The following is a 21369-nucleotide window of genomic DNA, read 5'->3' as shown; positions in this document are numbered from 1 at the left end:
AAGTCTCTCTTATTAGGCTGTCGTTATGATCCCTTGGGCTTCTCTGTTCGTAACGCAATGGAACTCAACCCTCGTCAAGGAGAAGCTGATGAATAAGATCTATCCGGCGCTCATGCTAGGCGCCATGCTGGGTATCACAGCCTGTGACAGTGATGATTCAGATGAGGTAATCAACATGGCGCCCGCGCCTGTCGCCGAAGCCCATGTTCGTGTCATTCATGCTGGCATCGACGCCCCCAAGGTCAACGTGATGGCCAACGATACCCAGCTCCTGGCTGATGTCGACTACGGCATATCGAGTGGTTTCTTAGCCGTCCCTGCTGGTCTGTATGACATAGATGTCGATGCGCAGATAGCCGACGGTTCCTTACTCGAAGTACTCAGCGCCGACCTAGATCTGTCCGCCAACATGGAATATTCGGCCGTCGCCCTTGGTAAGGTTAGCGACGATACATTGCAACTTAAGCTCGTGGCCAATGCCAGTGCAGATATCGCCGCAGGTTATGCCCGCGTTCAGGTATTGCATGGTGCATCTGACGTAGGCCTGGTCGATGTGTATGTCACCGCGCCCGGCGCTGATATCAGTAATACTGCCCCCACGCTCTCGGCTAACTACCTCGATGCCAGCACCCAGCTGGAAGTCCCCGCCAGTGACTATCAGATCCGTATCACCGCATCCGGACAGAAAACTCCCGTCTTCGACTCGGGCACTGTGCCCCTGATGGCCGATACTGACTATTTCATCACCGCAATTGCCAATGCCTGGAGCGGGGATGCTCCCGTTGCCTTGTTGGTGGCCCTAGCTGACCAGCAGGCACTGCTGCTCGATAAGATGAGTGGCAGCGATGTGCGGGTGATTCATGCGGTCGCAGACGCACCTGCGGTCGATCTCTTTCTCGATGGTGACAATACGCCGGCTGTCGACATGCTGAGTTTTGCCGCGGTGACCGGCTATCTTAATGTTGCCGATGGCGCCCACACGGTAAGCGTTGCAGCCGATGCGGATAATAGCGTGGTGGTCATCGATGAGGCCGGCCTTAGCCTGGAACAGGGACAGAGTTACAGTGTATTGGCAATAGGCTCCCTGGCCGACATGGATATCAAGCCTTGGGTGATCATGGAAGACAGTCGCCGCGTCGCGACCGAGGCTAAACTCAACATTGCCCATGCCAGTTATTCCGCCGGCAATGTGGATATTTATCTCACCCAGGATGCCGATATCTCGTCCGCTACCCCCGCCTTGAGTGATGTTCCTTTCATGGCGGCATCGGGCAGCTTGTCGGTGGCCCCAGGAAGCTATGTCGTCAGTGTCACCCCAACCGGAAGCAAGACGGTGGCCATAGGTCCACTCGATATTAATCTCGCCGCAGGTGGCATCTATGGCGTGGCCGCCGTCGATGCAGTGGGCGGCGGCACTCCACTTGGCGTGATCCTCATGGATGATTTTGTCACCGCTATGTAGTTTAGCGATTCGCTCTCTCGCGACTAAGGCTAAGGCTAAGACCAATACAACGACCAAGAGCAAGCCAAGCGCCCTTTTTAGGGCGCTTTTTACGGCTTATCCGCACCAGCTAGATCGCCTCTGCCGCTGATGTCGCATCCAAGCAGACAAATTAGGGATTCATCTTCCTTTTCTGGTATTCTATGACGTTATTAAACATGACTCCTATGCATAAAGAATAATGTCCAAACAAGACTCTCTTTGGTTTAAATCCTTACGTTGGATCCAGAAGAAACTCGTGCACACCATAGTAGTGCCTCAGGATCCCTTTGCCGATCTCAACCTGGATTCAGACAGACCCCTGGTCTATGTGATGAAGACAGAATCGATCAGTGACATCGCCGCCCTGAGCGAGGTGACTGAGCGACTTGGCCTGCCCAGCCCCTATCAGAGCCTGGATGTCGAAGGCGAGTCTGCTCCGCGAGTGGTCTGCGTCGAAGGCGCCAAGCCCTTGTTTGGCCAGCGCGAAGGCAACGAGTTTTACCTCGACAGCTTCTCTCGCCTGCTGAGCGCCCACAAGAAACACCCTGAGCTGGATATCCAGCTGGTGCCGGTCAGCCTCTACTGGGGTCGCACCCCTGGCAAGGAAGATGACAGCATGAAGGCCGCGGTGCTGGAGCGTGAGAGCCCCACCTGGCTGCGTAAATGCCTGATGATCCTCTTCCTCGGCCGTCACAACTTTGTGCAATTTTCCAATGCCATGTCGCTGCGCTACATGGTGGACGAGCATGGTACCGACAAGCGCATCGCCCAGAAGCTGGCGCGCGTGGCTAGGGTGCACTTCAGCCGTCAACGCAAGGTGATGACAGGGCCGGTATTGCCTAACCGCCAGAACCTGTTCCACGCCCTGCTGAAATCCGAGTCGATGAAGAAGGCGATTCTGGAAGAGGCCCAGAGCAAGAAGATCTCCGAGGCCAAGGCCCGCGAGACCGCCATGGAATATCTCGATGAGATCGCCGCCGACTACTCGGACAGCCTGGTGCGTATCGCCGAGCGTTTCCTCACTTGGCTGTGGAACAAGCTCTACAAGGGGATCAACATCAAGGGCGCCGAGCAGATCCGTCAGCTGCACCACGACGGGCACGAGATCGTCTACGTGCCTTGTCATCGTAGCCACATGGACTACCTGCTGCTCTCTTATATCCTCTACTATCAGGGTATGGTACCACCGCATATTGCCGCCGGTATCAACCTTAACTTCTGGCCAGCCGGCCCCATGTTCCGCCGCGGTGGCGCCTTCTTTATTCGTCGCAGTTTCCGCGGCAACAAGCTCTATACCGCGGTATTCCGTGAGTACCTGGATCAGCTCTTTGCCAAGGGCTATTCGGTCGAGTACTTCACCGAGGGCGGCCGTTCCCGTACGGGTCGCCTGCTGGCACCTAAGACAGGGATGATCGCCATGACGCTGAACAGCGTGCTGCGTGGCGTCAAGCGCCCGGTCACCCTGGTGCCCGTCTACCTGGGATATGACCATGTGATGGAGGTGGCCACCTACCACAAGGAGCTGAGCGGTAAGAAGAAACAGAAAGAGTCTGTCTGGCAGGTGTTTGGTGCCATTCGCAAGCTGAGCAACTTCGGCCAGGGCTATGTCAACTTCGGTGAGCCGATCACCCTGCATACCTACCTCAACGAGCAAGTACCAGAATGGCGCGAGGAGCTAGCCAAGGATCCCGAGCAGAAGCCAAGCTGGCTGACCCCTGTGGTCAATACCCTGGCCAATCGCGTCATGACCCGCATCAATGATGCCGCCGCCGTCAGCTCGATCACCCTGACCAGCCTGGTGCTGCTTGCCTCTGAGCAGAATGCCCTGCAACGCAGTCAGCTGGAGAAGCAGCTGGATCTCTACCTGTCGCTGCTCAAGAGCGTGCCCTACACAGGCTATACCTCTGTGGTCGAAGGCGATGGCGCCAAGCTGATCGCCCAGGGCTTAGAGCTGAAGAAGCTCAAACTCGACAGCGATCCGCTGGGTGACATCATCTCCATCGATGAAGACCTGGCGGTTGCCATGACCTACTATCGCAACAACATCATCCACCTGTTGGTGATCCCATCCTTGATCGCCAGCTGCCTGACGCGCCAAGATGAGTGCAGTCGCGAAGAGATCATCGCCACGGTGAAAGATTTCTACCCGCTGCTGCAGGCCGAGCTGTTTATGGGGATCGACAACCTCGAGACCTATGTGAATCAGCTGCTGGATCAGCTGCTTGCGGAAGGTCTTATCGGCGAAGATAAGCATTTCAGCGTCAAGCCAGTGGGCCTCAACCAGCTGTTGCTGCTGGCCGGCACCATCAGCGAGACTATGCAGCGCTACGCCATCATCTTCAACCTGCTGGCGGCCTCGCCTAAGATTGAGCGTTCGGAGCTGGAGAGCGACAGCCACCAGCTGGCTCAGCGTCTGGGGGCACTGCACGGCATCACGGCGCCAGAGTTCTACGACAAGAAGCTCTACGGCACCCTGAGCGTCAAGCTCAAGGAGCTGGGCTACCTGGCCGATGACAGCCACGGCGAGGATGTACAGCGTATCCGCAGCCGGGCCAACAGCCTGCTGCGCACCTCGGTCAGACAAACCATAGTCGACAGCGTCGCCGCGGAGCATAAAGCCTAATGGCCAATCATATGAACGCGGCCAAGCATAAGGCCTCGGATAAGTCGCTGCTGGGCGGCGCCATGATCATCGCCGGCACAGCCGTAGGCGCGGGCATGTTCTCGCTGCCTGTGGTCGGCGCCGGCATGTGGTTTAGCTATTCGCTGCTCATGATGCTGGGCGTCTGGTTCTGCATGCTGATCTCAGGCCTGCTGCTACTGGAAACTAACCTGCACTACGAGCCTGGCGCCAGCTTCGATACCCTCACCCGGGATACCCTGGGTAACTTCTGGCGTATCGTCAACGGCCTCTCAATCGCCTTCGTGCTCTATATTCTGGCCTATGCCTATATCAGTGGCGGCGGCTCTATCGTCAACCACAGCCTGAGCAGCCTAGGTGTCGAGCTGCCCCAGAGTCTAGCCGGTCTGGTGTTTGCGGTGGGCCTGGCGATCATCGTCTTCATCAGCACCAAGGCGGTGGATCGCATCACCACCATAATGCTGGGGGGAATGATCATCACCTTCTTCCTCGCCATTGGGAATCTGCTTATCGAGGTGGAGCCCGCCAAGCTGTTTGTGCCCGACGGTGAAGCCAGCTATCTGCCCTATATGCTGGCCGCCATCCCCTTCGGACTGGTGAGTTTCGGCTATCACGGCAACGTCCCCAGCCTGGTGAAATACTATGGCAAGGATCCAGCGACTATCGTCAAGGCTATCACCCTGGGCACCCTTATCGCCTTCGTGATCTATCTGTGCTGGCTGGTCGCGACCATGGGCAACATCAGCCGCAGCGGCTTCGTCGAGGTGATTGCTCAGGGCGGTAACATGGGCGTGTTGGTGGCGGCGCTATCGGATGTGATGGCCAGCGACTGGTTAACGACTATGCTGACCCTGTTTGCCAACCTGGCGGTAGCCTCCTCCTTCCTGGGGGTAACCCTAGGGCTATTCGACTATCTTGCCGACCTATTTGGCTTCGATGAGTCGCGCAGCGGCCGCCTCAAGACGGCGGCGGTAACCTTTTTGCCGCCGACACTATTAGGCCTGCTGTTCCCCAACGGTTTTTTGATAGCCATCGGCTTTGCCGCGCTTGCCGCCACGATTTGGGCCGCCATAGTCCCGGCCCTCATGGCCTATCGCGCCAGGCAGATGTTCCCTGACAACCAGAGCTTCAGAGTGCCAGGCGGCACTGTGGTTATCGCCATAGTGATCTTCTACGGCCTGCTCACTGCGGCCTGCCACCTGTTGGCCATGGCCGAGCTGCTGCCGGTATACGGTTAGCCCGGATGTCCTGTACAAGTCCCCAAAAAGGCGCTCATTGAGCGCCTTTTTTATTGATATATACCTTACTGCTAGCCGTGCTAACTTATCTTTCCAGAGCCGGCTTCATGGTATCGGCCACAAGATGGATCACCGCCACCCAGGCCTCTCGTACCTCTCGGGTGTAGGCCTCGCCCAGTCCTGTCTTCAACGTATAGAGCAGGGCATTACCCACGGGGGTAAAGTGAGACTGCCTGACACCATATTCCTTGTGCCGACGAGCCAGCTCATGCAGCTGAGGCACCAAGGCATCGAGATCTTTAAGCCCCTCCACCGCCGCCTTCAACATGGCCATCAGCTTACGCCCTTGGTGACGAATGTCCTGCTTAAACAGCGGCCGCAGATTCGGGTCTATCTGAAACAGGGCGTCGTAAAAAATCGCCGCCGCCTGCTCGCTGATCGGCTCGACCTGTTTAAATGAGGTTTGTACAAGATCTATCTGGGTGGACGTCAGGCTCATCGAAGCTCCCTCTTCTCAATAACTCTCCCCACAGCATAGACATAAATGACAAAACAGGCTTAACTAAATTGATATCACGACAGATTTTTCATTAGGGAAGGTGCGAACAAGTCGTCGCACCTTCCTTAACAAAGGACTCAAAGATGAAGATTACTAGCTATCAACATGGCGACCCCTGCTGGATCGAACTGGCCAGTCACGAGGCTGCCTCGGGTAAACATTTCTACAGCGCGCTGTTTGACTGGCAGCTCAAGGACATGCCGATCCCCGACGGCGTCTATACCATGTTTGCCATCGAGGATGACGACATAGGGGCCATGTACCAGCTGCCGCAAAACATGATCGACGACAAGGTGCCCACCCACTGGAGTATCTATTTCGCCGTCGACGATCTCGACGCCAGCCTGGAGGCCGTTAAGGCAAACGGTGGCCAGGTGGTCCTCGGCCCCCACAGCGTGGGCGATGCGGGCAAAATGGCCCAATGCGTGGATCCCGAAGGCGCCAGCTTCTCTCTCTGGCAGGCGGGGGCGCATATTGGCTCCATGCGTATGGGTGAGCCTAATACCCTCTGCTGGGCCGAACTCTGCTGTCGCGATATCAATAAGGCACAGGCCTTCTACACCCAGGTAATGGGCTGGCAGGTGCGCGAGTCTCAGATGGAAAACTTCACCTATTATGAGTGGTTACAGGGCGATCGCGCCGTCGGCGGCATGATGGCCATGACTGAGGAATGGGGCGATACACCGCCACACTGGATGCCCTATATCATGGTAGAAAACTGCGATGCCACGGTCGCCAAGGCTACGGAGATAGGCGGCCAGGTATGCGTGCCGCCGACGGATATTCCCGAGGTGGGACGCTTCTCTATGATTAATGATCCCCAAGGTGGCACCCTGTCAGTCATCAAAATTACCATGGATGATACCTCCAACTGAGGAGACATTTACGACAATAAAAAAGCACTGCCTTAGCAGTGCTTTTTTGTATCCGCTGCAAACACCTAGCCTTCGGCCGAATGCTTCAGGCGACGGCCATAGATGAGCAGATAGAGAGCCGGCAGCACAAACAGCGACAGTAGCGGCGCGGTGATCATGCCTCCCACCATAGGCGCGGCGATCTTCTGCATCACATCGTTACCCGAGCCTGCTCCCCACATGATGGGCAATAGGCCGAAGAAGATGGTGGCTACCGTCATCGCCTTGGGACGAATGCGCATCACGGCGCCCTCAATAAGGGCCTCCTTGAGGTCCGCCACAAACTCGTAGCCACCTGTCTCTTGCCTATGCTTGATGGCATTGTTCAGATAGACCAGCATCACCACCCCAAATTCGGCGGCCACCCCGGCCAGCGCAATCATACCCACCGCCACGGCCACCGACATGTTGAAGTCCAGCGCAAACAGCAACCAGGTGCTGCCCACCAGGGCAAACGGCAGGCTCAGCATGATGATGGAGGCCTGCAGTGGCGAGCCAAAGGTCATCATCAAGAGGATGAAGATCACCCCGAGGGCCATAGGGATCACCTTCTTCAGCTTGGCGTCCACCCGCTGCATGTACTCATACTGGCCGGCGAAGCTATAGCTGTATCTCGGTGGCACCCTGAGCCCCTGATCCAGCGCCGATTTGGCCTCCTTGATGTACTCACCTATTGAGGTGTCTTGAATGTCCACAAACACCCAGGAGATCAGGCGACCGTTCTCACTCTTGAGCATAGGTGCCCCGTCGGTGATCTCGATATCGGCCAGGTTACGCAGCGGCAAATAGTGGCCCGACTTAGTGATCACCGGCAGCTCCCTGAGCTTCTCTATGTTGTCTCTCAACGCCCGCGGATAACGCAGGTTGATCGGGTAACGCTCGGCACCCTGAACCGACTCGCCTATGTCCATGCCGCCGATGGCGTAACGCACTACATCCTGAATATCCGTCAGTGTCATGCCATAGCGCGAGGCCACATCCAGCTTAGGCGTGATGTCCACATATCGACCGCCGCCCACACGTTCGGCATAGGCCGATTTAGTGTTAGGTAGCTGGCTGAGGATCGCCTCGATGTCGGCCCCCACCTTCTGCAGCTCATTGACGTCGGCGCCGGTGATCTTGATCCCCACAGGAGTCTTGATACCGGTCGAGAGCATGTCGATACGGGTCTTGATCGGTTGCACCCAGGCGTTGGTGAGACCTGGCACCTTGACCGTCTTCTGCAGCTGGTCGATCACATCCTGCAGCTCGACGCCCTCACGCCACTCCTCCCTGGGCTTAAGCATTATGGTGGTTTCCAGCATGGTGAGCGGCGCGGGGTCGGTCGCCGTCTCGGCGCGTCCTACCTTACCAAACACCCGCTTCACCTCGGGTACCGTCTTGATCAACCTATCGGTCTGTTGCAGCACCTCGGCCGCCTTACTGGCACTGATGCCAGGCAGCGCCGTCGGCATATAGAGGAGATCCCCCTCCTCCAGCTCAGGCATGAACTCGCTGCCCATGTTAGTCACCGGATACCAGGCACTGCCCAGTGCGACAACCGCCAAAAGCAGGGTGATCTTAGGGAAACGCAGCACCAGCTTGAGCGACGGCTTGTAGAGGGCGATCAACACCCGGCTGATGGGGTTGCTGGTCTCCTTGGGGATCTTGCCGCGAATAAAGTAGCCCATAAGGATGGGCACTAAGGTGATCGACAGGATCGCCGCCGCGGCCATGGCAAAGGTCTTGGTGTAGGCCAGCGGGCTGAACAGGCGTCCCTCCTGGGCCTCGAGGGCAAACACGGGCACGAAGCTGAGGGTAATGATCAACAGCGAGAAAAACAGCGCCGGGCCCACCTCGATGGAGGCCTTGGCGACGATATGCCAATGCTCCTTGTTGTCCGGGTCGCGGCGATACTCGTCCTTGAAGTGCTCCAGGTGCTTGTGCATGTTCTCGATCATCACGATGGCACCATCCACCACGGCGCCGATGGCGATGGCGATACCGCCGAGACTCATGATGTTGGCGTTAACCCCCATCTTATTCATCACGATAAAGGCGATCAGAATCGACAGCGGCAGGGTGATCACGGCAACTAGGGTCGAGCGCGCGTGCAGTAGGAACAGCAGACACACCAGGCCCACTACCAGCATCTCTTCGATCACCTTGTGGAACAGATTTTCTACCGACTTGTTGATCAGCTCAGATCTGTCGTAGGTGGGGATGATCTCCACCCCTTGAGGCAGACCCGCCTTGAGCTGTTCCAGCTTGGCCTTGACCGCGTCTATGGTGGCCAGGGCGTTTTCGCCGTAGCGCATCACTATGATACCGCCCACCACCTCACCTTCACCGTCTAGCTCGGCAATGCCGCGTCGAGAGGCTGGGCCCTTACGCACTGTCGCCACATCCTTGAGTAGCAGCGCAGTGCCTGACGGGCTGGTGACCCCCAGGGGGATCTCCCTGAAATCGTCCAGGGTTTGGCGATACCCCTTGGCGCGCACCATATACTCGGCCTCGGCCATCTCGATCACAGAGCCGCCCGCCTCGGTATTGGACTTGTTAATGGCATTCTTCACCGCGGCAATGTCCAACTTGTAGATGGCCAGCTTGTCGGGTTCGATCACTATTTGGTAGGTCTGCTCCATGCCGCCGACGGTCGCCACCTCGGAGACACCGGCCACACTCTGCAGCTCGAGCTTGAGGTACCAATCCTGCAGGCTCTTGAGCTGGGAGAGATCCAGGTTACCCGAGCGATCCACCAAGGCATACTCATAGATCCAGCCCACCCCTGAGGCATCGGGCCCCAGTGAGGGCTGCAAGCCTTGGGGCAGTCGGCTGCTGACCTGACTCAGGTATTCCAGCACCCGCGAGCGTGCCCAATAGATGTCGGTGCCATCTTCGAAGATCACATAGACATAGGAGTCGCCGAAGAAGGAGTAGCCCCGCACCGTCTTGGCGCCGGGCACTGCCAGCATGGCGGTAGACAGCGGGTAAGTCACCTGCTCTTCCACCAACTTGGGCGCCTGACCTGGGTAAGGTGTCTTGATGATCACCTGCACGTCCGACAGATCCGGCAGCGCATCCAAGGGGGTCTTTCTCAGCTCCTGCACGCCCCAGACGGTGATCATCAAGGCGATGATCAGCACCATCAAGCGCTGGGCGATGGAGGCCTCGATAATTTTCTTTAACATAGCGCCCCCTAGTGCTGATGACCACTGCTAAGACGCATCAGGCTGCCCTTCAGGCTCGCCTCTGAATCGAGCAGGAACTGACCCGAGGTCACCACCTGTTCGCCCTCCTCGATACCGCTTAAGATCTCCGCCTTGCCCTGCGACATCATGCCGACGGTGACCTTGCGGGCCAGGAAGCTACCATCACCCTGCTTGACGATGACGCGGTTCTCTTTGCCCGTCTGGATCAGGGCTTCCTGAGGGATCACCAGCACATCCTCGTTCGGACCGCCGTAGATCTCTATCTTGGCCAGGGTATTGGGACGCAGGGCCACCTCGTTATTGGCCAGCACAATACGCACCCTAAGGCTGCGGGTCACGGGATCCAACTCGGGATAGATGTAGTCAATCTTGCCCTCTACGCCCTTAAGATCCATGGCCGGCACAGAAACCTCTGTGGGTTGACCTATGGCAAGCCAGCTCTGCTCATTCTCGAACACATCGGCAATCACCCACACCTTAGATAGATCCACCACAGACATCACCTCTGTGGCTGGCTGAATATACATGCCATCACGCACGGTCAGCGCCTTGACGATACCGTCTGTCTTGGCATAGAAAGGCACCCGATACTGGGTCTGTTTGGTCTTGGCGAGCTGTTTAATCTGCGCCTTGTTCATCCCCAGTAACTCCAGGCGTAGCCCCGCCTTACGTACCAGGTCTTGATAATTGCGGCTCTCCTTGGAGCTCTGCAGGCTGCTTAGCGCCAACAGGTAATCATCCTGGGCGTTGATCAGATCCGGCGAGTAGATCTCATACAGCAGCTGCCCCTTGGTGATCTTGTCGCCCACTGAATCTATGGCCAGCTTCTCTATCCAGCCGTTGACTCTGGCGTGCACATGGTTGATCTGGCTCTCGTCGTAACCTATCTGGCCCACTGTCTGGACAAACTTCCACAGGGTATCTTTCTCAGCCTTAGCCACCTTAAGCGCCAGGGCCTGCTGCATGCTGCCAGAGACATCTATCTCAATCTGCTGCGCATCGGCCGACATCTCCACCTTCTCCAGATTCATGCCACAGATTGGACAGGTGCCGGGCACATCGCTAACGATATGGGCATGCATGGGGCAGACATATTTGATCGATGGCTCACCGGTAAGGGGAGCAGGCTTTGCCTGAGCCAAGGGATCGTGTTGGCTGTGATCCATCTCGGCCTGTGCCTTAGTGCTAATCGACTCCTCTTCCTCCTCGGCCACCAGGAACATGTTGCACTTGGAGCAACGACTTCCCGGCTCGTGGCTGGTCTCCTCGGGATGCATAGGGCAGACATAGGTCTTCTGCTCATGCCCGGCCGTCAAACTCTTCTCACTCGTCTCGGTTTCCTGCTCTACCAGAAACATGTTGCACTTGGGGCAACGACTTCCCGGCTCGTGGCTGGTCTCCTCGGGGTGCATAGGGCAGACATAGGTCTTCTCTCCCGCCGCATGTTGGTGCGCCTCGTGTCCGTGGGCCGTGTTGGCCTCTAGCGCCTGGGTATGCCCCAGCTGCGGAGTCGCCACCATAAAAAGACTCAAAAGATAAGCGAGCTTTTGGCCTCTGTTTTTCGAATTTACCTGACTCATAATGCCTCATCTCCACTCATAAACTAGTGATGCTTGTGGCCGCTATCGGCGCTCGCCACAGGCTCAAGGAACATGCCACACTTAGGACATGAATCCCCTTTCGCCCCCTTCACTTCTGGATGCATAGGGCAGTGATAGCCTTGCTTAGCCATATCGTGTTGATGCTTATGTTTAGGGCAGTTGTCGCATGACTTACCGGCCTTGGCCGTCTTGGCCTTTTCCAGGTTCATGCCACACTTAGGGCAGGTGTCGCCCTTGGCGCCTTTCACCTCTGGGTGCATAGGACACTCGTAACCGCCTGCCTTATCGGCCTTAGCATGTTGATGGTGAGGACACTTGTCGCAGTCCTTACCATGGTGTTTGGCCGTGGCATGTTGCGCCGCTGGCTCAAGGTTCATGCCGCACTTAGGGCAGGTATCGCCCTTGGCGCCTTTCACTTCAGGATGCATGGGGCAGTCATAACCTTGTTCGGCCGCCGCAGCATGATGCTGCTCGGCGAAGGCCATTGGGGCCGTGCTCACAAAGATAAACGCAGTTAAAATCAGACTGATCAGGGTTTTCATCTATGGACTCCATCAAAGGATAACCGCATAAAGCGCGTAGATATTACGCAACTTAACTCAAAGGTAATTAATATGCGGCTAATATAATTCATTTTTCGTTAAACATCAGTGAAGCTATCGTTGAGGCGCACCCGGCGGATGGAGAGTCTCCAAGAAAGCGGGATTAAATACGCCAACATACCTAGTAAAACATTGATAAACAATAGGTATATCGATTTAGACTCGGACGGCCCGTCTACCAGGCGCCACAGAAGATCAGGCGATCGGCGGTCGGAAGGCTGAGCCTAAAGAGATAGAGTGGAAATGAGGCATTTGAGTGGCCAGGATAGACTCGGAACCGGCTACGCCAGGCCAGGGCGTAACGGTAAACAGCGTGCCTGTCACAGAGATCACCATGCAGTGATTACAATCTCCCTTACAAAATCCTTTGCCTTCACAGCAATGCTGAGCAGCGGGAAGCACATTTTGCTCATCATCGCAGCAGTGAGATTGCATCTTTGCACCGTCATCATGACAGTTATCGCCATTATTCATCTGCATCATAGGCATTTCATCCGCCTGCGCGTAGGGGATCATCGCCATGCCATTAGCCAACAACACCTGGCCCAGCAGAGCGAGCAGTGTGAAGATGACTAACGTGTGATGCCTAAGCGTTTGACGCATGATGTAACCCTATAATGAGATGATCCAAGTCTATCACAATATCAAGATGAGGCCTTGATAAAACTCACATTTCCAATATATCAAGGTCACCTAAATCGAGCGGCATTACTTCGCCAGCCAGATCTTTTCCATCAACTCCTGATGGTTCATCAGGGTAAGCTCCTGCTGCCGACCATTTTGCGACACCAGGTGCACCTTAGGCGCATCAATGAAGGCCTCAGCGTCCTGCTGGCTCAGTATCTCGGGCAACACCAGGCGATAGGCATCATCAGCTTTGACATCTAAGGTTAAATAAAGCGGCTGCGAAGTCACCCAGACACCGGAATCATCGGCGTTAACGGCAAAGATGTCGCGATAGACCAACTCCACCAGCTGCTTACCCGAATCTAAGGTTAAGACACTCTGCTGATGACCTAGCTTAACGTCTCCACCTTGCACCTGTATCTCGTCGGGCAGAGTGAGGCTGGCGGCGCTGGCGGCGTTAACCATGGCTAGGGCAAGGAAAGCGCTCAGTGTGCTGGTAACGAGTGTGCTGGCAAAGATATGACGTGTTTTCATAATCGACTCCCATCAGGCATAGGCCTGACAAATTGGCAAATTGTTGGCCACGCCATATGAGGTTAGCGGCGCGGCAGATTCGTGTTCGAGCTTTGTACGTGCGTGTTACGCGGGTTGAAGACGAACCATTAACCAATGGGAGGGGGTGATAGGGGGGTGAGATCGGCGGTCTGTAGCGACCAACCAGTGGTCATAATCAGACCAGACACAGGCTGAAAGGCCAATGATGGCACGCTGGCGCTCAGGTTACCTAGGGTCGAGGCGCAGTGGGTCATGCAATCGCCCGGGCCCATGGCGGCGCACAGAGCCTCGCAATCCACCAGCGAGTTGTCGCCAGACATCTTGCATGCCTGCCCCTGATGAGACATCTGCATGCCGGTCTTTACGGCTTGGGTGACCTGTGTCATCTCCTGGTTCATGACCTGACTCATATCCTGAGCCATCGCCATATGGTCGCCCTGCATCATAGACATGAGTGCACTGGGCATGGCCATGGCTGGTGTCAGAATAAACTGACCCAGTAGGGCGATGATCAATACAAACTTGCCGAAGATACGTGTCATATAAACGAGAAAAACGTCATTAATTGAACCGGAATTACCATAATAGACAGGCGCCTTTAAAAAAGGTTCACTGCCTATTAAATTATTTTTCCATTTCGCGAACAATCGTCATATTAGCAATAGATAATAACCCCATAAAATCCAACAAAATCATTACTAAATAGTAAAAGTTGCGACGAACTTGTCATGTCATGGTCTTTACTATAACTTTAGTAAATGCGCATGTATTATGAGCGATTTCACAAAATCTTGCTTATGTAAGATAGAGTTAGAGCTAGCTCTCATTTTACGGTTTTAAAGCCAGATCAAGCGGCGTCTTCTGGTTATACTCTCAGCTACAGAGATGCATTAAATATAATAGATATAATAAACATATTATTTTGGAGATAGAGTGATGAACTGGCGTGCACTATTCAAACCTAGCGCGAAATACTCAATATTTGCCCTACTCGTGGTGGGTATTGTAGTCGGTGTTGTGGGCTACTTTGCGACACAACAAACTTTACATGCAACCAGTACAGATGAATTCTGTATGTCTTGCCACAGCAACCACTCTCTGAAAGATGAGGTGATGGCGTCGGCTCACGGCGGCGGACGTGCGGGCGTAACCGTTCAGTGTCAAGACTGTCACTTGCCACACGGCCCGGTTGACTACCTGATCAAGAAGATCATCGTATCGAAAGATCTATACGGCTTCCTCACTATCGACGGCTTCAACACTCAAGAGTGGTTGGATGAAAACCGTAAAGAGCAGGCTGACCTAGCACTTAAATACTTCCGCGCTAACGACAGCGCTAACTGCCAGCACTGTCACACTCGTATCTACGAGAACCAGCCTGAAACCATGAAGAAGATGGCGAAGAGAATGCACGCCAACAACTTCAAGAAAGATGCTGACAAGCGTAAGACTTGTGTAGACTGTCACAAAGGCGTAGCTCACCCTTATCCTAAGGGATAATCCGCCAGCCTGACGGCAATCTAAGATTGCTATCTTGATCGAAAAACGCCTGATGATAATCATCAGGCGTTTTTGTTTTAGCGACCTAAAATGTGCGCCGCGATTGGCGACGCTGATAGACGCTAAGACAAGCTTATACCAATCACAGTAAACATGTGATCAGAAATAGCGCAGGAAAAACACTTGAGAACAAAGCAGGATTTTTAGATAAGTAGTTATTCTACAATTAAAAATACTAATACAGTTATCGAGCGTTTTAACAAGCTAGAATGATCAATTATTTATTACAATTGGTATTATTTAGGCAGGCTCACATAGGTGCCCTGGAACTGGGCACAGCACTGCTCGCCGCAGTAGAGGCTCACCTCTAGCTTCACCTTGGCCCGCTTACCTTGGCCTAACAGGCTCAGCTCCCCATCCGGCTCATTGGCCTTGGGCCAGGTCACCCGCGCCTGAGGCGATTCCCCCACGGGCGCCAGATAACGAATATCCGCCTTGCCTAGGACGATATCCCCTTCGACGCCGGCAAGTCGCTGCTGCAACCAGACCATGCCCCAGCCAGTCAGTGTCATCAGGGTATAGATGCTGCCGGCAAACATGGTGTGATGCAGGTTGATGTTAGGCGCCAGCGGCGCACTCACCGTCAGGGTCTGCCCTTCATAAGCTTTTGGGGCTATCTGCATGAAGGCGCTGACGGGGATCGTCTTATGCCATGTGCGCTCCAGCTCGCCGAGTAGTTCCTGTATCTGCTGCATCATTATCACACCTGCAGATTAAAGGTGACCGGACCGTCGTTGATCAGGCTCACCTGCATGTCGGCGGCAAACTCGCCGGTCTGCACGGGCACGCCCTGGGCGGCGCAGTAATTGACAAACGCCTCATAGAGGTGCTTAGCCTGCTCCGGGGTTCCGGCGCCGGAGAAACTCGGGCGCAGGCCGCGGCCGGTATCCGCCGCCAGGGTAAACTGAGAAACCACCAACAGACTCCCGCCCACCTGCTTGAGATTCAGGTTCATCTTGCCCTGCTCATCGCTAAACACGCGATAGCTCATCACCTTGGTGGCGAGTTTCTCCATCTTGGCCTGGTCGTCTTCACGTTCGACCCCCAGCAAGACCAGGAGGCCCTTATCTATGGCGCCTATGGTCTGGCCATCTACATCGACCTTGGCCTGCTTCACTCTCTGTATTAAGGCAATCACTACCGCTCGACTCCTATTGCTTAACGCTTATCACGGCTACGCCCGTAGCCCTTATGCTTCTAGTTGGCTGACATCACGGGAATGGGTTTAATCAACTGCTCGGCGCTATTGGGCAAGGCCTGCCCCACCCGCATCAGGGCATCATCTGTCCAGATAAGAAAACGGCGTAGCTCCTCCAGCTCCAAGGTGCCAACAAAGGTCGCCGCCCCCTGGACCTGGATCACCTTACCCTCCTCCCTCAGGGTAAACTTAGCAAAGTTCAGCTTATCGTTCAGGGTGCCGATCAGCGCCACCAGCTCCTGGGAGCCCACCAGCTTAGGGCTCACCGCGTAGAAACGGGACGCCAAGATACGGTCTATTCCCTCTGGATTCAGGCTTGGCTGCAGCACAAATTGATGATTTCCCAGCTGCACCCCCACCTTATTCGGCCCCACTTTCTTAGCCAGATAATTCTTGTTGATCAGCGACACCAGCAGGGCATCTGTAGCCAGCTCATCGCTCATGCCGCTGAAATAGACCCGCTCTGGCACTGGCTGGGGCGTGCGCTCGGTCGCCAACACATTAGTACATACCACAAGCGCCAAAACGACGATCAGTCTCTTCTTCATGTTATCTGCTTCCTTTAGCTATACCGCTTTACTTGTCTATTACTTGTCTTCTTTACCGGCGGCCAGATAGCGCCCCATCTGGGTCACCGCCTCGGCGACCGCCAGGCACATCTTACTGTCGGCGAGGGTATGATAGCCACCCTTCACCAGGCGTGACCTCAATAGGCTAGGACCGTGTTCCACCAGAAACTCGTCCACCAGACGCTGCGGGCAGACCCAGTCCAGCTCCCCCTGCAGTATGATGGTTGGGCAGGTGAGATCCCCACCTACCTTCTTCATCAGCTGATAGCCGCCAAAATATTGATTGCGGGCATAATGCAGCTCCACTCTCGCCAAGGCTCCGCCCTGCTCGGCCAGGGCCTCGCTTAACTCGAAGCCGGGAACGGCCAGGGCCAGCTCCCAACGGAGCCAACGCCATACACTGCTACGGCGAACCTCGGCATCCTGATGGCTAAATCCGGTCTCGAAATGATCAAATAACTGCTCGAGAGACTCCCCATGTCCGGCGGCAAACTGGCGATACTCACCGGAGAAGATCTGCGCCGCACCGCCCCGGCCATAGAGCCATTGCATCCCCTCATATGAAGGAATAAACATGCCCCAATAGATCTGTGACTGCACCCGCTCAGGATAGACGCAGCTGTAGAGATACCCCAGGGTCGCGCCAAAGGAGCCGCCGAGCAGGCACCAGGCCTCGACACCCGCCCAATGGCGCACGCGCTCGATATCTTTGACCAGGCTGGGAAAGTCATTATTGGCCAGCTCGCCACAGGGCTTGGAACGACCCGCGGCGCGCTGATCCAGCAGGTAGATATGAAAGCCGCGGTCGATAAACAGCCTCAACTCGAGAGGATTACAGCCGGCCCCCGGCCCACCATGCAGATAGAGCACGGGAATGCCCTGGGGATCACCATATTGCGCCAGAAACAGCTGGTGCCCCTCGCCGACATCTATCCAATCCTGACGGATCAGCGGATGCGACTTAGCCGGACTCACCGCTTGGACTCGTCGAAATGCTCATCAGGCTCATCATCTGCCAGCTCCTTGTTCACCAGCTCCATCAGACGCTTATCCAGATACTCGGGCATGGCCGCGGTGATCTCGGCGCCGATCAGGACGATGATCCAAGAGAGATACACCCAGACGAAGAGGATGGGGATAGTCGCCAGGGCACCATAGATGGCCTCATAGGCAGGAAATTCGGTGAGGTACAGGGCGAAGCCCTTCTTGCCCAGCTCAAACAGCAACGCCGCGACGATGGCGCCGAGCAGCGCGTGGAAAAACTTCACCTTAGTATTGGGCACTACCATGTAGATCAGCAGGAAGGTGGCAACCGAGAAGAACATGGGCAGACGCTCTACCAGGAGCGGCACCACACCGCTGAGTTCCGTGCCGCTAAACAGCTTGAGAGACACCACATAAGAGGTGGCTACCAGGCTGGCCCCCATCAACACGGGCCCTAAGGTCAGCACCATCCAGTACATGGAGAAGGAAACCACCATGGAGCGCTTCTCCGTGGTGCGCCAGATGCCATTGAGCGATTTATCGATATTGGAGATCAGTAAGATGGCCACCACGACCAGGGCGCCGATACCCACAGCCGTGCCCTTGGAGGCGTTGGCGACAAACTCGTTGATATACATCTGCACGCTATCCCCGGCAGAGGGGATGAAGTTGTCGTAGATGAAGGTCTCGATATGGCTGCGGATCCCCTTAAACACGGGGAAGGCCGACAGCATAGACATGGTCACCGCCACCATGGGCACCAGAGAGAGCAAGGTAACGTAAGCCAGGTGACCCGCCCGCATATTTATCTGGTCTTCTGCGACACGCTGCTTTAGATGTATCATGAACTGCCAGATACCCAGCATGATCGAACGAAGCAGGCTCACATCTATTCTATTTATCACGTTATTCTCTTGATTCAAGTGGGGTTAACTGCGTATCTTGGTACAGTAAGATTACAAGTTTAAAGACACTAGATACAAGTGTAAGGAATAAATTGATGTCCCAACAAGGTTCGGCTGGCAACGTGATTGCCGCCATCGCAAGCTTCTTCTTCCCAGGCCTGGGCCAATTAGTACAAGGACGCATCCTGGCGGCACTCCTGTTTTGTGTCGTCACCATAGTGGGCTATGCCCTGTGGTGGTTGATCGTCCCTGCCATCATAGGCGGTATCGCTCACCTGTGGAGCATCATAGACGCCGCTAAATTCAAGGCCGACTAACCGTCTAACAAGGAAATCGTCAGGATGAAAAAACTCATCACCGCAGCGGCCCTGGGTGCCGTCGTCATGCTCAGCGGCTGTCAGAGCGCCTACTATGGTGCCATGGAGAAGGTGGGCTACCATAAGCGCGACATCATGGTGGATCGCGTGAACGCCGCCAAAGAGTCTCAGGAAGAAGCCCAGGAGCAGTTCAGCTCGGCGCTGGAAGAGATGCAGGCCCTGCTGAACCACGACGGTGGCGATCTGCAGAGCGCCTACGAGAAGGCCAGAGACGAATATGAATCTTCTCAGGAGGCCGCCGACGAGGTGAGCGACCGCATCGACAAGGTAGAAGATGTCGCCGAGGCGCTGTTTGACGAATGGCAGGCGGAAATTAGCGAGATCAGCAAGGCCAGCCTACGCCGCAACAGCGAAACCAAGCTGCGCGAGACCCGTCGTTCCTACGAGCAGCTGGTACGCACCATGCGCCGCGCCGAGAGCAAGATGCCGCCTATCCTGACGGCCATGAAAGACAACATGCTCTACCTCAAGCACAACCTCAACGCCCAGGCCATAGGTGCCATCAAGGGCGAGTTTGCCAGCCTGCAAACCGATATCTCCAGCCTAATCAAAGAGATGAACAAGTCGATTGCCGAGTCCAATCGCTTCATCCAATCGATGGAAGGCAACAAGTAATACTTTGCTTAAAAGCACCTGGGGTTGCCTGGGTGCTTTTATTTTAAACCTTTATTAACAAACGGATATAGATCCCCTTACCCATTCCTAATCAACTCGATTTCGCGAGTCAGCGCACAAAACCACATACCAACACGAACTAACTATACCGGCAACCCCTCTTATTGATACATTCAGTAACCTGGCTAGCCAGTATGAGCCTTATCGAATCCCTTAGCCTTAATCTATAGTGTCAGCCTACTCTACTGGAGTGGCAAACGTTGGGGCGCAGTCACGACAGGAGCGGCCTTAATAGGCGCAGCGCTGGTGACCCTTTATTGGCCACTGTTTGTCGCCCTGCTGTTAACCGTCGGAGTACTAGCCCTCGCCAGCAGATATCACAGTGACCTCATCAAAGGTGAGATGCGCGCCAATATTCTCAGGGAGCGGATACAACACCTACTGGCACTCTCCATGCTATTGGTCGGCCTTCAATATGGGGCCAATGCCATCATGCTTAAGCTAGGCATTACGCCCTACCTGATGCGCCCCGACGTGGGAGATGCCTTCCTGCCTATCGCCGGGGCCATAGAGCTTAAGGCTATCCTCACCCTTGGCATCTGGGATCAGAATCATCCGGCAGCTGCGGTGATGCTCACAGTGGTGATCCTCACGGGGTTGCTATGTAAGCGTGCTTTCTGCGGCTGGGCCTGTCCCTTAGGGCTCGCCGGTGAATACCTGTATAAGCTAAGAAAGCGTTTCATCAAGCCGGAATTGCTGCCACCGGCCTGGCTCGACTGGCCGCTGCGTATGCTGAAATACCTGCTGCTGGAGGGCCTGCTCTATATCGTGCTCGGCATGCCGTCAGCTTCGATTCCCCACTATCTTGAGGGTAACTATCATAAGATCGCCGATCACAAGATGGCGCTCTTCATCACCCCAGGGCTTATCACCCTCGCCTGCTTCGCCGTCATATTGCTGCTCGCCGCCTGGCGTCGTCAGGGTTTCTGTCGCTACATCTGTCCCTACGGTGCCCTGCTCGGCCTCACCAGCTTCTTGAGTCCGTTTAAGATCCGCCGCAGCACTCAGCACTGCCTCATCGAGGCCAAGGGGATGAATTGCGACAAATGCACCCGCGCCTGCCCCGCCAACATCAAGGTACATGTGCAAGGAACGGTGCGCTCGGACGAGTGCCAGGCCTGCATGCGCTGCATCTCAGCCTGCCCTAAGCCAAAGGCGCTGCATCTCAGTACCCGCAACGGTATCAAGCTGTCGGCCCGCGGACTGACCATCATGCTGTTACTGCTGCTGTTTATTATCCCGCTGATTGCCTATGTTGGCGGGTTCTGGGTCAGCCAGACGCCGACCGAGATCAGGATGTATTTGATACAGCATTTGGGGTCAATAGGGCATTGATACCCTTTCGGTAAGGGGTACCTTTTTGGTTGGGGTGCCCATGATAATTTTGCCCTCAGGGACATCGTTATCTAGGCGAGAATTGAAGGTCGCACCTTCATTGCAATGTAGTGGTCAACTAAAATTGGCCACGGTTTTGTATTCAAGCCAATATCTTCGCTCTGACTCATTGGGTGTCAGCCCACCGTTATATTGATGTGGTCTCAGCTGACTGTAATACCCCGTCACATATCGCGAAATTTCACTCTTAGCCTCACCGATATCCCGATAGCCGGTCATCGGTATCCATTCTGTTTTTAAGCTTCTAAAGAAGCGCTCCATCGGGCTGTTGTCCCAGCAGTTTCCTCGTCGACTC

Annotated in this window: 21 protein-coding genes; 8 read left to right on the top strand and 13 right to left on the bottom strand. The window is 55.3% G+C overall.

Annotated elements, in window-relative coordinates:
- The first annotated feature begins 88 nt into the window (after window positions 1–88).
- The 3 genes from L1D47_RS02010 (at window position 89) to mtr (ending at window position 5362) form a co-directional block, all read left to right on the top strand.
- Window positions 89–1462, top strand: a complete 1374-nt coding sequence (locus L1D47_RS02010) for a DUF4397 domain-containing protein (protein ID WP_239882346.1) — start codon at window positions 89–91, stop codon at window positions 1460–1462.
- A 220-nt stretch (window positions 1463–1682) separates the two neighbouring features.
- Window positions 1683–4106: a glycerol-3-phosphate 1-O-acyltransferase PlsB gene (gene plsB / locus L1D47_RS02005; protein ID WP_239882345.1), complete on the top strand. Its 2424-nt coding sequence runs from the start codon at window positions 1683–1685 to the stop codon at window positions 4104–4106.
- The gene (gene mtr / locus L1D47_RS02000) at window positions 4106–5362 is read left to right on the top strand and encodes a tryptophan permease (protein ID WP_239882344.1); all 1257 of its coding nucleotides are present in this window, start codon (window positions 4106–4108) and stop codon (window positions 5360–5362) included. The genes plsB and mtr overlap by 1 nt, the downstream gene beginning before the upstream one ends.
- A gap of 85 nt (window positions 5363–5447) precedes the next feature.
- Here mtr and L1D47_RS01995 read toward each other — a convergent pair whose 3' ends face one another.
- Window positions 5448–5861: a globin family protein gene (locus L1D47_RS01995; RefSeq protein WP_041508912.1), complete on the bottom strand. Its 414-nt coding sequence runs from the start codon at window positions 5859–5861 to the stop codon at window positions 5448–5450.
- Window positions 5862–6004: 143 nt separating this feature from the next.
- Here L1D47_RS01995 and L1D47_RS01990 point away from each other — a divergent pair, with 143 nt between their 5' ends.
- Window positions 6005–6796 carry a VOC family protein gene (locus L1D47_RS01990; protein ID WP_239882343.1) on the top strand — a complete coding sequence of 264 codons (792 nt, stop codon included), beginning with the start codon at window positions 6005–6007 and terminating at the stop codon, window positions 6794–6796.
- A 65-nt stretch (window positions 6797–6861) separates the two neighbouring features.
- Here L1D47_RS01990 and L1D47_RS01985 read toward each other — a convergent pair whose 3' ends face one another.
- The 6 genes from L1D47_RS01985 to L1D47_RS01960 form a co-directional block, all read right to left on the bottom strand.
- The gene (locus L1D47_RS01985) at window positions 6862–10005 is read right to left on the bottom strand and encodes an efflux RND transporter permease subunit (RefSeq protein ID WP_239882342.1); all 3144 of its coding nucleotides are present in this window, start codon (window positions 10003–10005) and stop codon (window positions 6862–6864) included.
- Between the two features lie 8 nt (window positions 10006–10013).
- Window positions 10014–11606, bottom strand: coding sequence for an efflux RND transporter periplasmic adaptor subunit (locus tag L1D47_RS01980; RefSeq protein WP_239882341.1), 1593 nt, complete (start codon window positions 11604–11606; stop codon window positions 10014–10016).
- Window positions 11607–11629: 23 nt separating this feature from the next.
- Window positions 11630–12169: a heavy metal-binding domain-containing protein gene (locus L1D47_RS01975; protein WP_239882340.1), complete on the bottom strand. Its 540-nt coding sequence runs from the start codon at window positions 12167–12169 to the stop codon at window positions 11630–11632.
- A gap of 255 nt (window positions 12170–12424) precedes the next feature.
- On the bottom strand, window positions 12425–12832 hold the full coding sequence (locus tag L1D47_RS01970; protein ID WP_041508908.1) for a hypothetical protein: 408 nt from the start codon (window positions 12830–12832) through the stop codon (window positions 12425–12427).
- 105 nt (window positions 12833–12937) lie between these two features.
- On the bottom strand, window positions 12938–13390 hold the full coding sequence (locus tag L1D47_RS01965) for a DUF2057 family protein (RefSeq protein WP_239882339.1): 453 nt from the start codon (window positions 13388–13390) through the stop codon (window positions 12938–12940).
- Between the two features lie 128 nt (window positions 13391–13518).
- A complete protein-coding gene (locus tag L1D47_RS01960) occupies window positions 13519–13953 on the bottom strand; it encodes a hypothetical protein (protein ID WP_239882338.1) in 435 nt (144 codons plus the stop codon).
- A gap of 394 nt (window positions 13954–14347) precedes the next feature.
- Here L1D47_RS01960 and L1D47_RS01955 point away from each other — a divergent pair, with 394 nt between their 5' ends.
- The gene (locus tag L1D47_RS01955) at window positions 14348–14911 is read left to right on the top strand and encodes a NapC/NirT family cytochrome c (RefSeq protein WP_041508907.1); all 564 of its coding nucleotides are present in this window, start codon (window positions 14348–14350) and stop codon (window positions 14909–14911) included.
- Window positions 14912–15207: 296 nt separating this feature from the next.
- Here the strand turns inward: L1D47_RS01955 and L1D47_RS01950 are convergent, their stop codons facing one another.
- From L1D47_RS01950 to L1D47_RS01930, 5 genes are read right to left on the bottom strand one after another with little or no spacing between them, the layout of a single operon-like run.
- Complete coding sequence (locus tag L1D47_RS01950) at window positions 15208–15669, bottom strand: thioesterase domain-containing protein (RefSeq protein ID WP_239882337.1); 462 nt, start codon at window positions 15667–15669, stop codon at window positions 15208–15210.
- A 2-nt stretch (window positions 15670–15671) separates the two neighbouring features.
- Complete coding sequence (gene dtd, locus L1D47_RS01945; RefSeq protein WP_239882336.1) at window positions 15672–16109, bottom strand: D-aminoacyl-tRNA deacylase; 438 nt, start codon at window positions 16107–16109, stop codon at window positions 15672–15674.
- 59 nt (window positions 16110–16168) lie between these two features.
- Complete coding sequence (locus L1D47_RS01940; RefSeq protein ID WP_239882335.1) at window positions 16169–16717, bottom strand: hypothetical protein; 549 nt, start codon at window positions 16715–16717, stop codon at window positions 16169–16171.
- A 39-nt stretch (window positions 16718–16756) separates the two neighbouring features.
- Complete coding sequence (locus tag L1D47_RS01935) at window positions 16757–17713, bottom strand: alpha/beta fold hydrolase (RefSeq protein WP_239882334.1); 957 nt, start codon at window positions 17711–17713, stop codon at window positions 16757–16759.
- Window positions 17710–18627, bottom strand: coding sequence for a virulence factor BrkB family protein (locus L1D47_RS01930; RefSeq protein WP_239882333.1), 918 nt, complete (start codon window positions 18625–18627; stop codon window positions 17710–17712). Before L1D47_RS01930 ends, L1D47_RS01935 begins: the two co-directional genes overlap by 4 nt.
- A 95-nt stretch (window positions 18628–18722) precedes the next feature.
- On the opposite strand from L1D47_RS01930, the gene L1D47_RS01925 reads away from it, so the two are divergent.
- The 3 genes from L1D47_RS01925 (at window position 18723) to L1D47_RS01915 (ending at window position 21014) form a co-directional block, all read left to right on the top strand.
- Window positions 18723–18944, top strand: coding sequence for a hypothetical protein (locus tag L1D47_RS01925; RefSeq protein ID WP_011867341.1), 222 nt, complete (start codon window positions 18723–18725; stop codon window positions 18942–18944).
- A gap of 24 nt (window positions 18945–18968) precedes the next feature.
- Window positions 18969–19619, top strand: a complete 651-nt coding sequence (locus L1D47_RS01920; RefSeq protein ID WP_239882332.1) for a DUF2959 domain-containing protein — start codon at window positions 18969–18971, stop codon at window positions 19617–19619.
- Between the two features lie 222 nt (window positions 19620–19841).
- Complete coding sequence (locus L1D47_RS01915) at window positions 19842–21014, top strand: 4Fe-4S binding protein (RefSeq protein WP_239882382.1); 1173 nt, start codon at window positions 19842–19844, stop codon at window positions 21012–21014.
- Between the two features lie 114 nt (window positions 21015–21128).
- Here the strand turns inward: L1D47_RS01915 and L1D47_RS01910 are convergent.
- A partial coding sequence (locus tag L1D47_RS01910) for an integrase core domain-containing protein (protein ID WP_239882331.1) occupies window positions 21129–21369 on the bottom strand: 241 nt, incomplete at its 5' end.

This window comes from Shewanella sp. Isolate7, from assembly GCF_022398425.1.
GTDB lineage: Bacteria > Pseudomonadota > Gammaproteobacteria > Enterobacterales > Shewanellaceae > Shewanella.
This window is presented reverse-complemented; position numbering and strand designations above follow the sequence as displayed.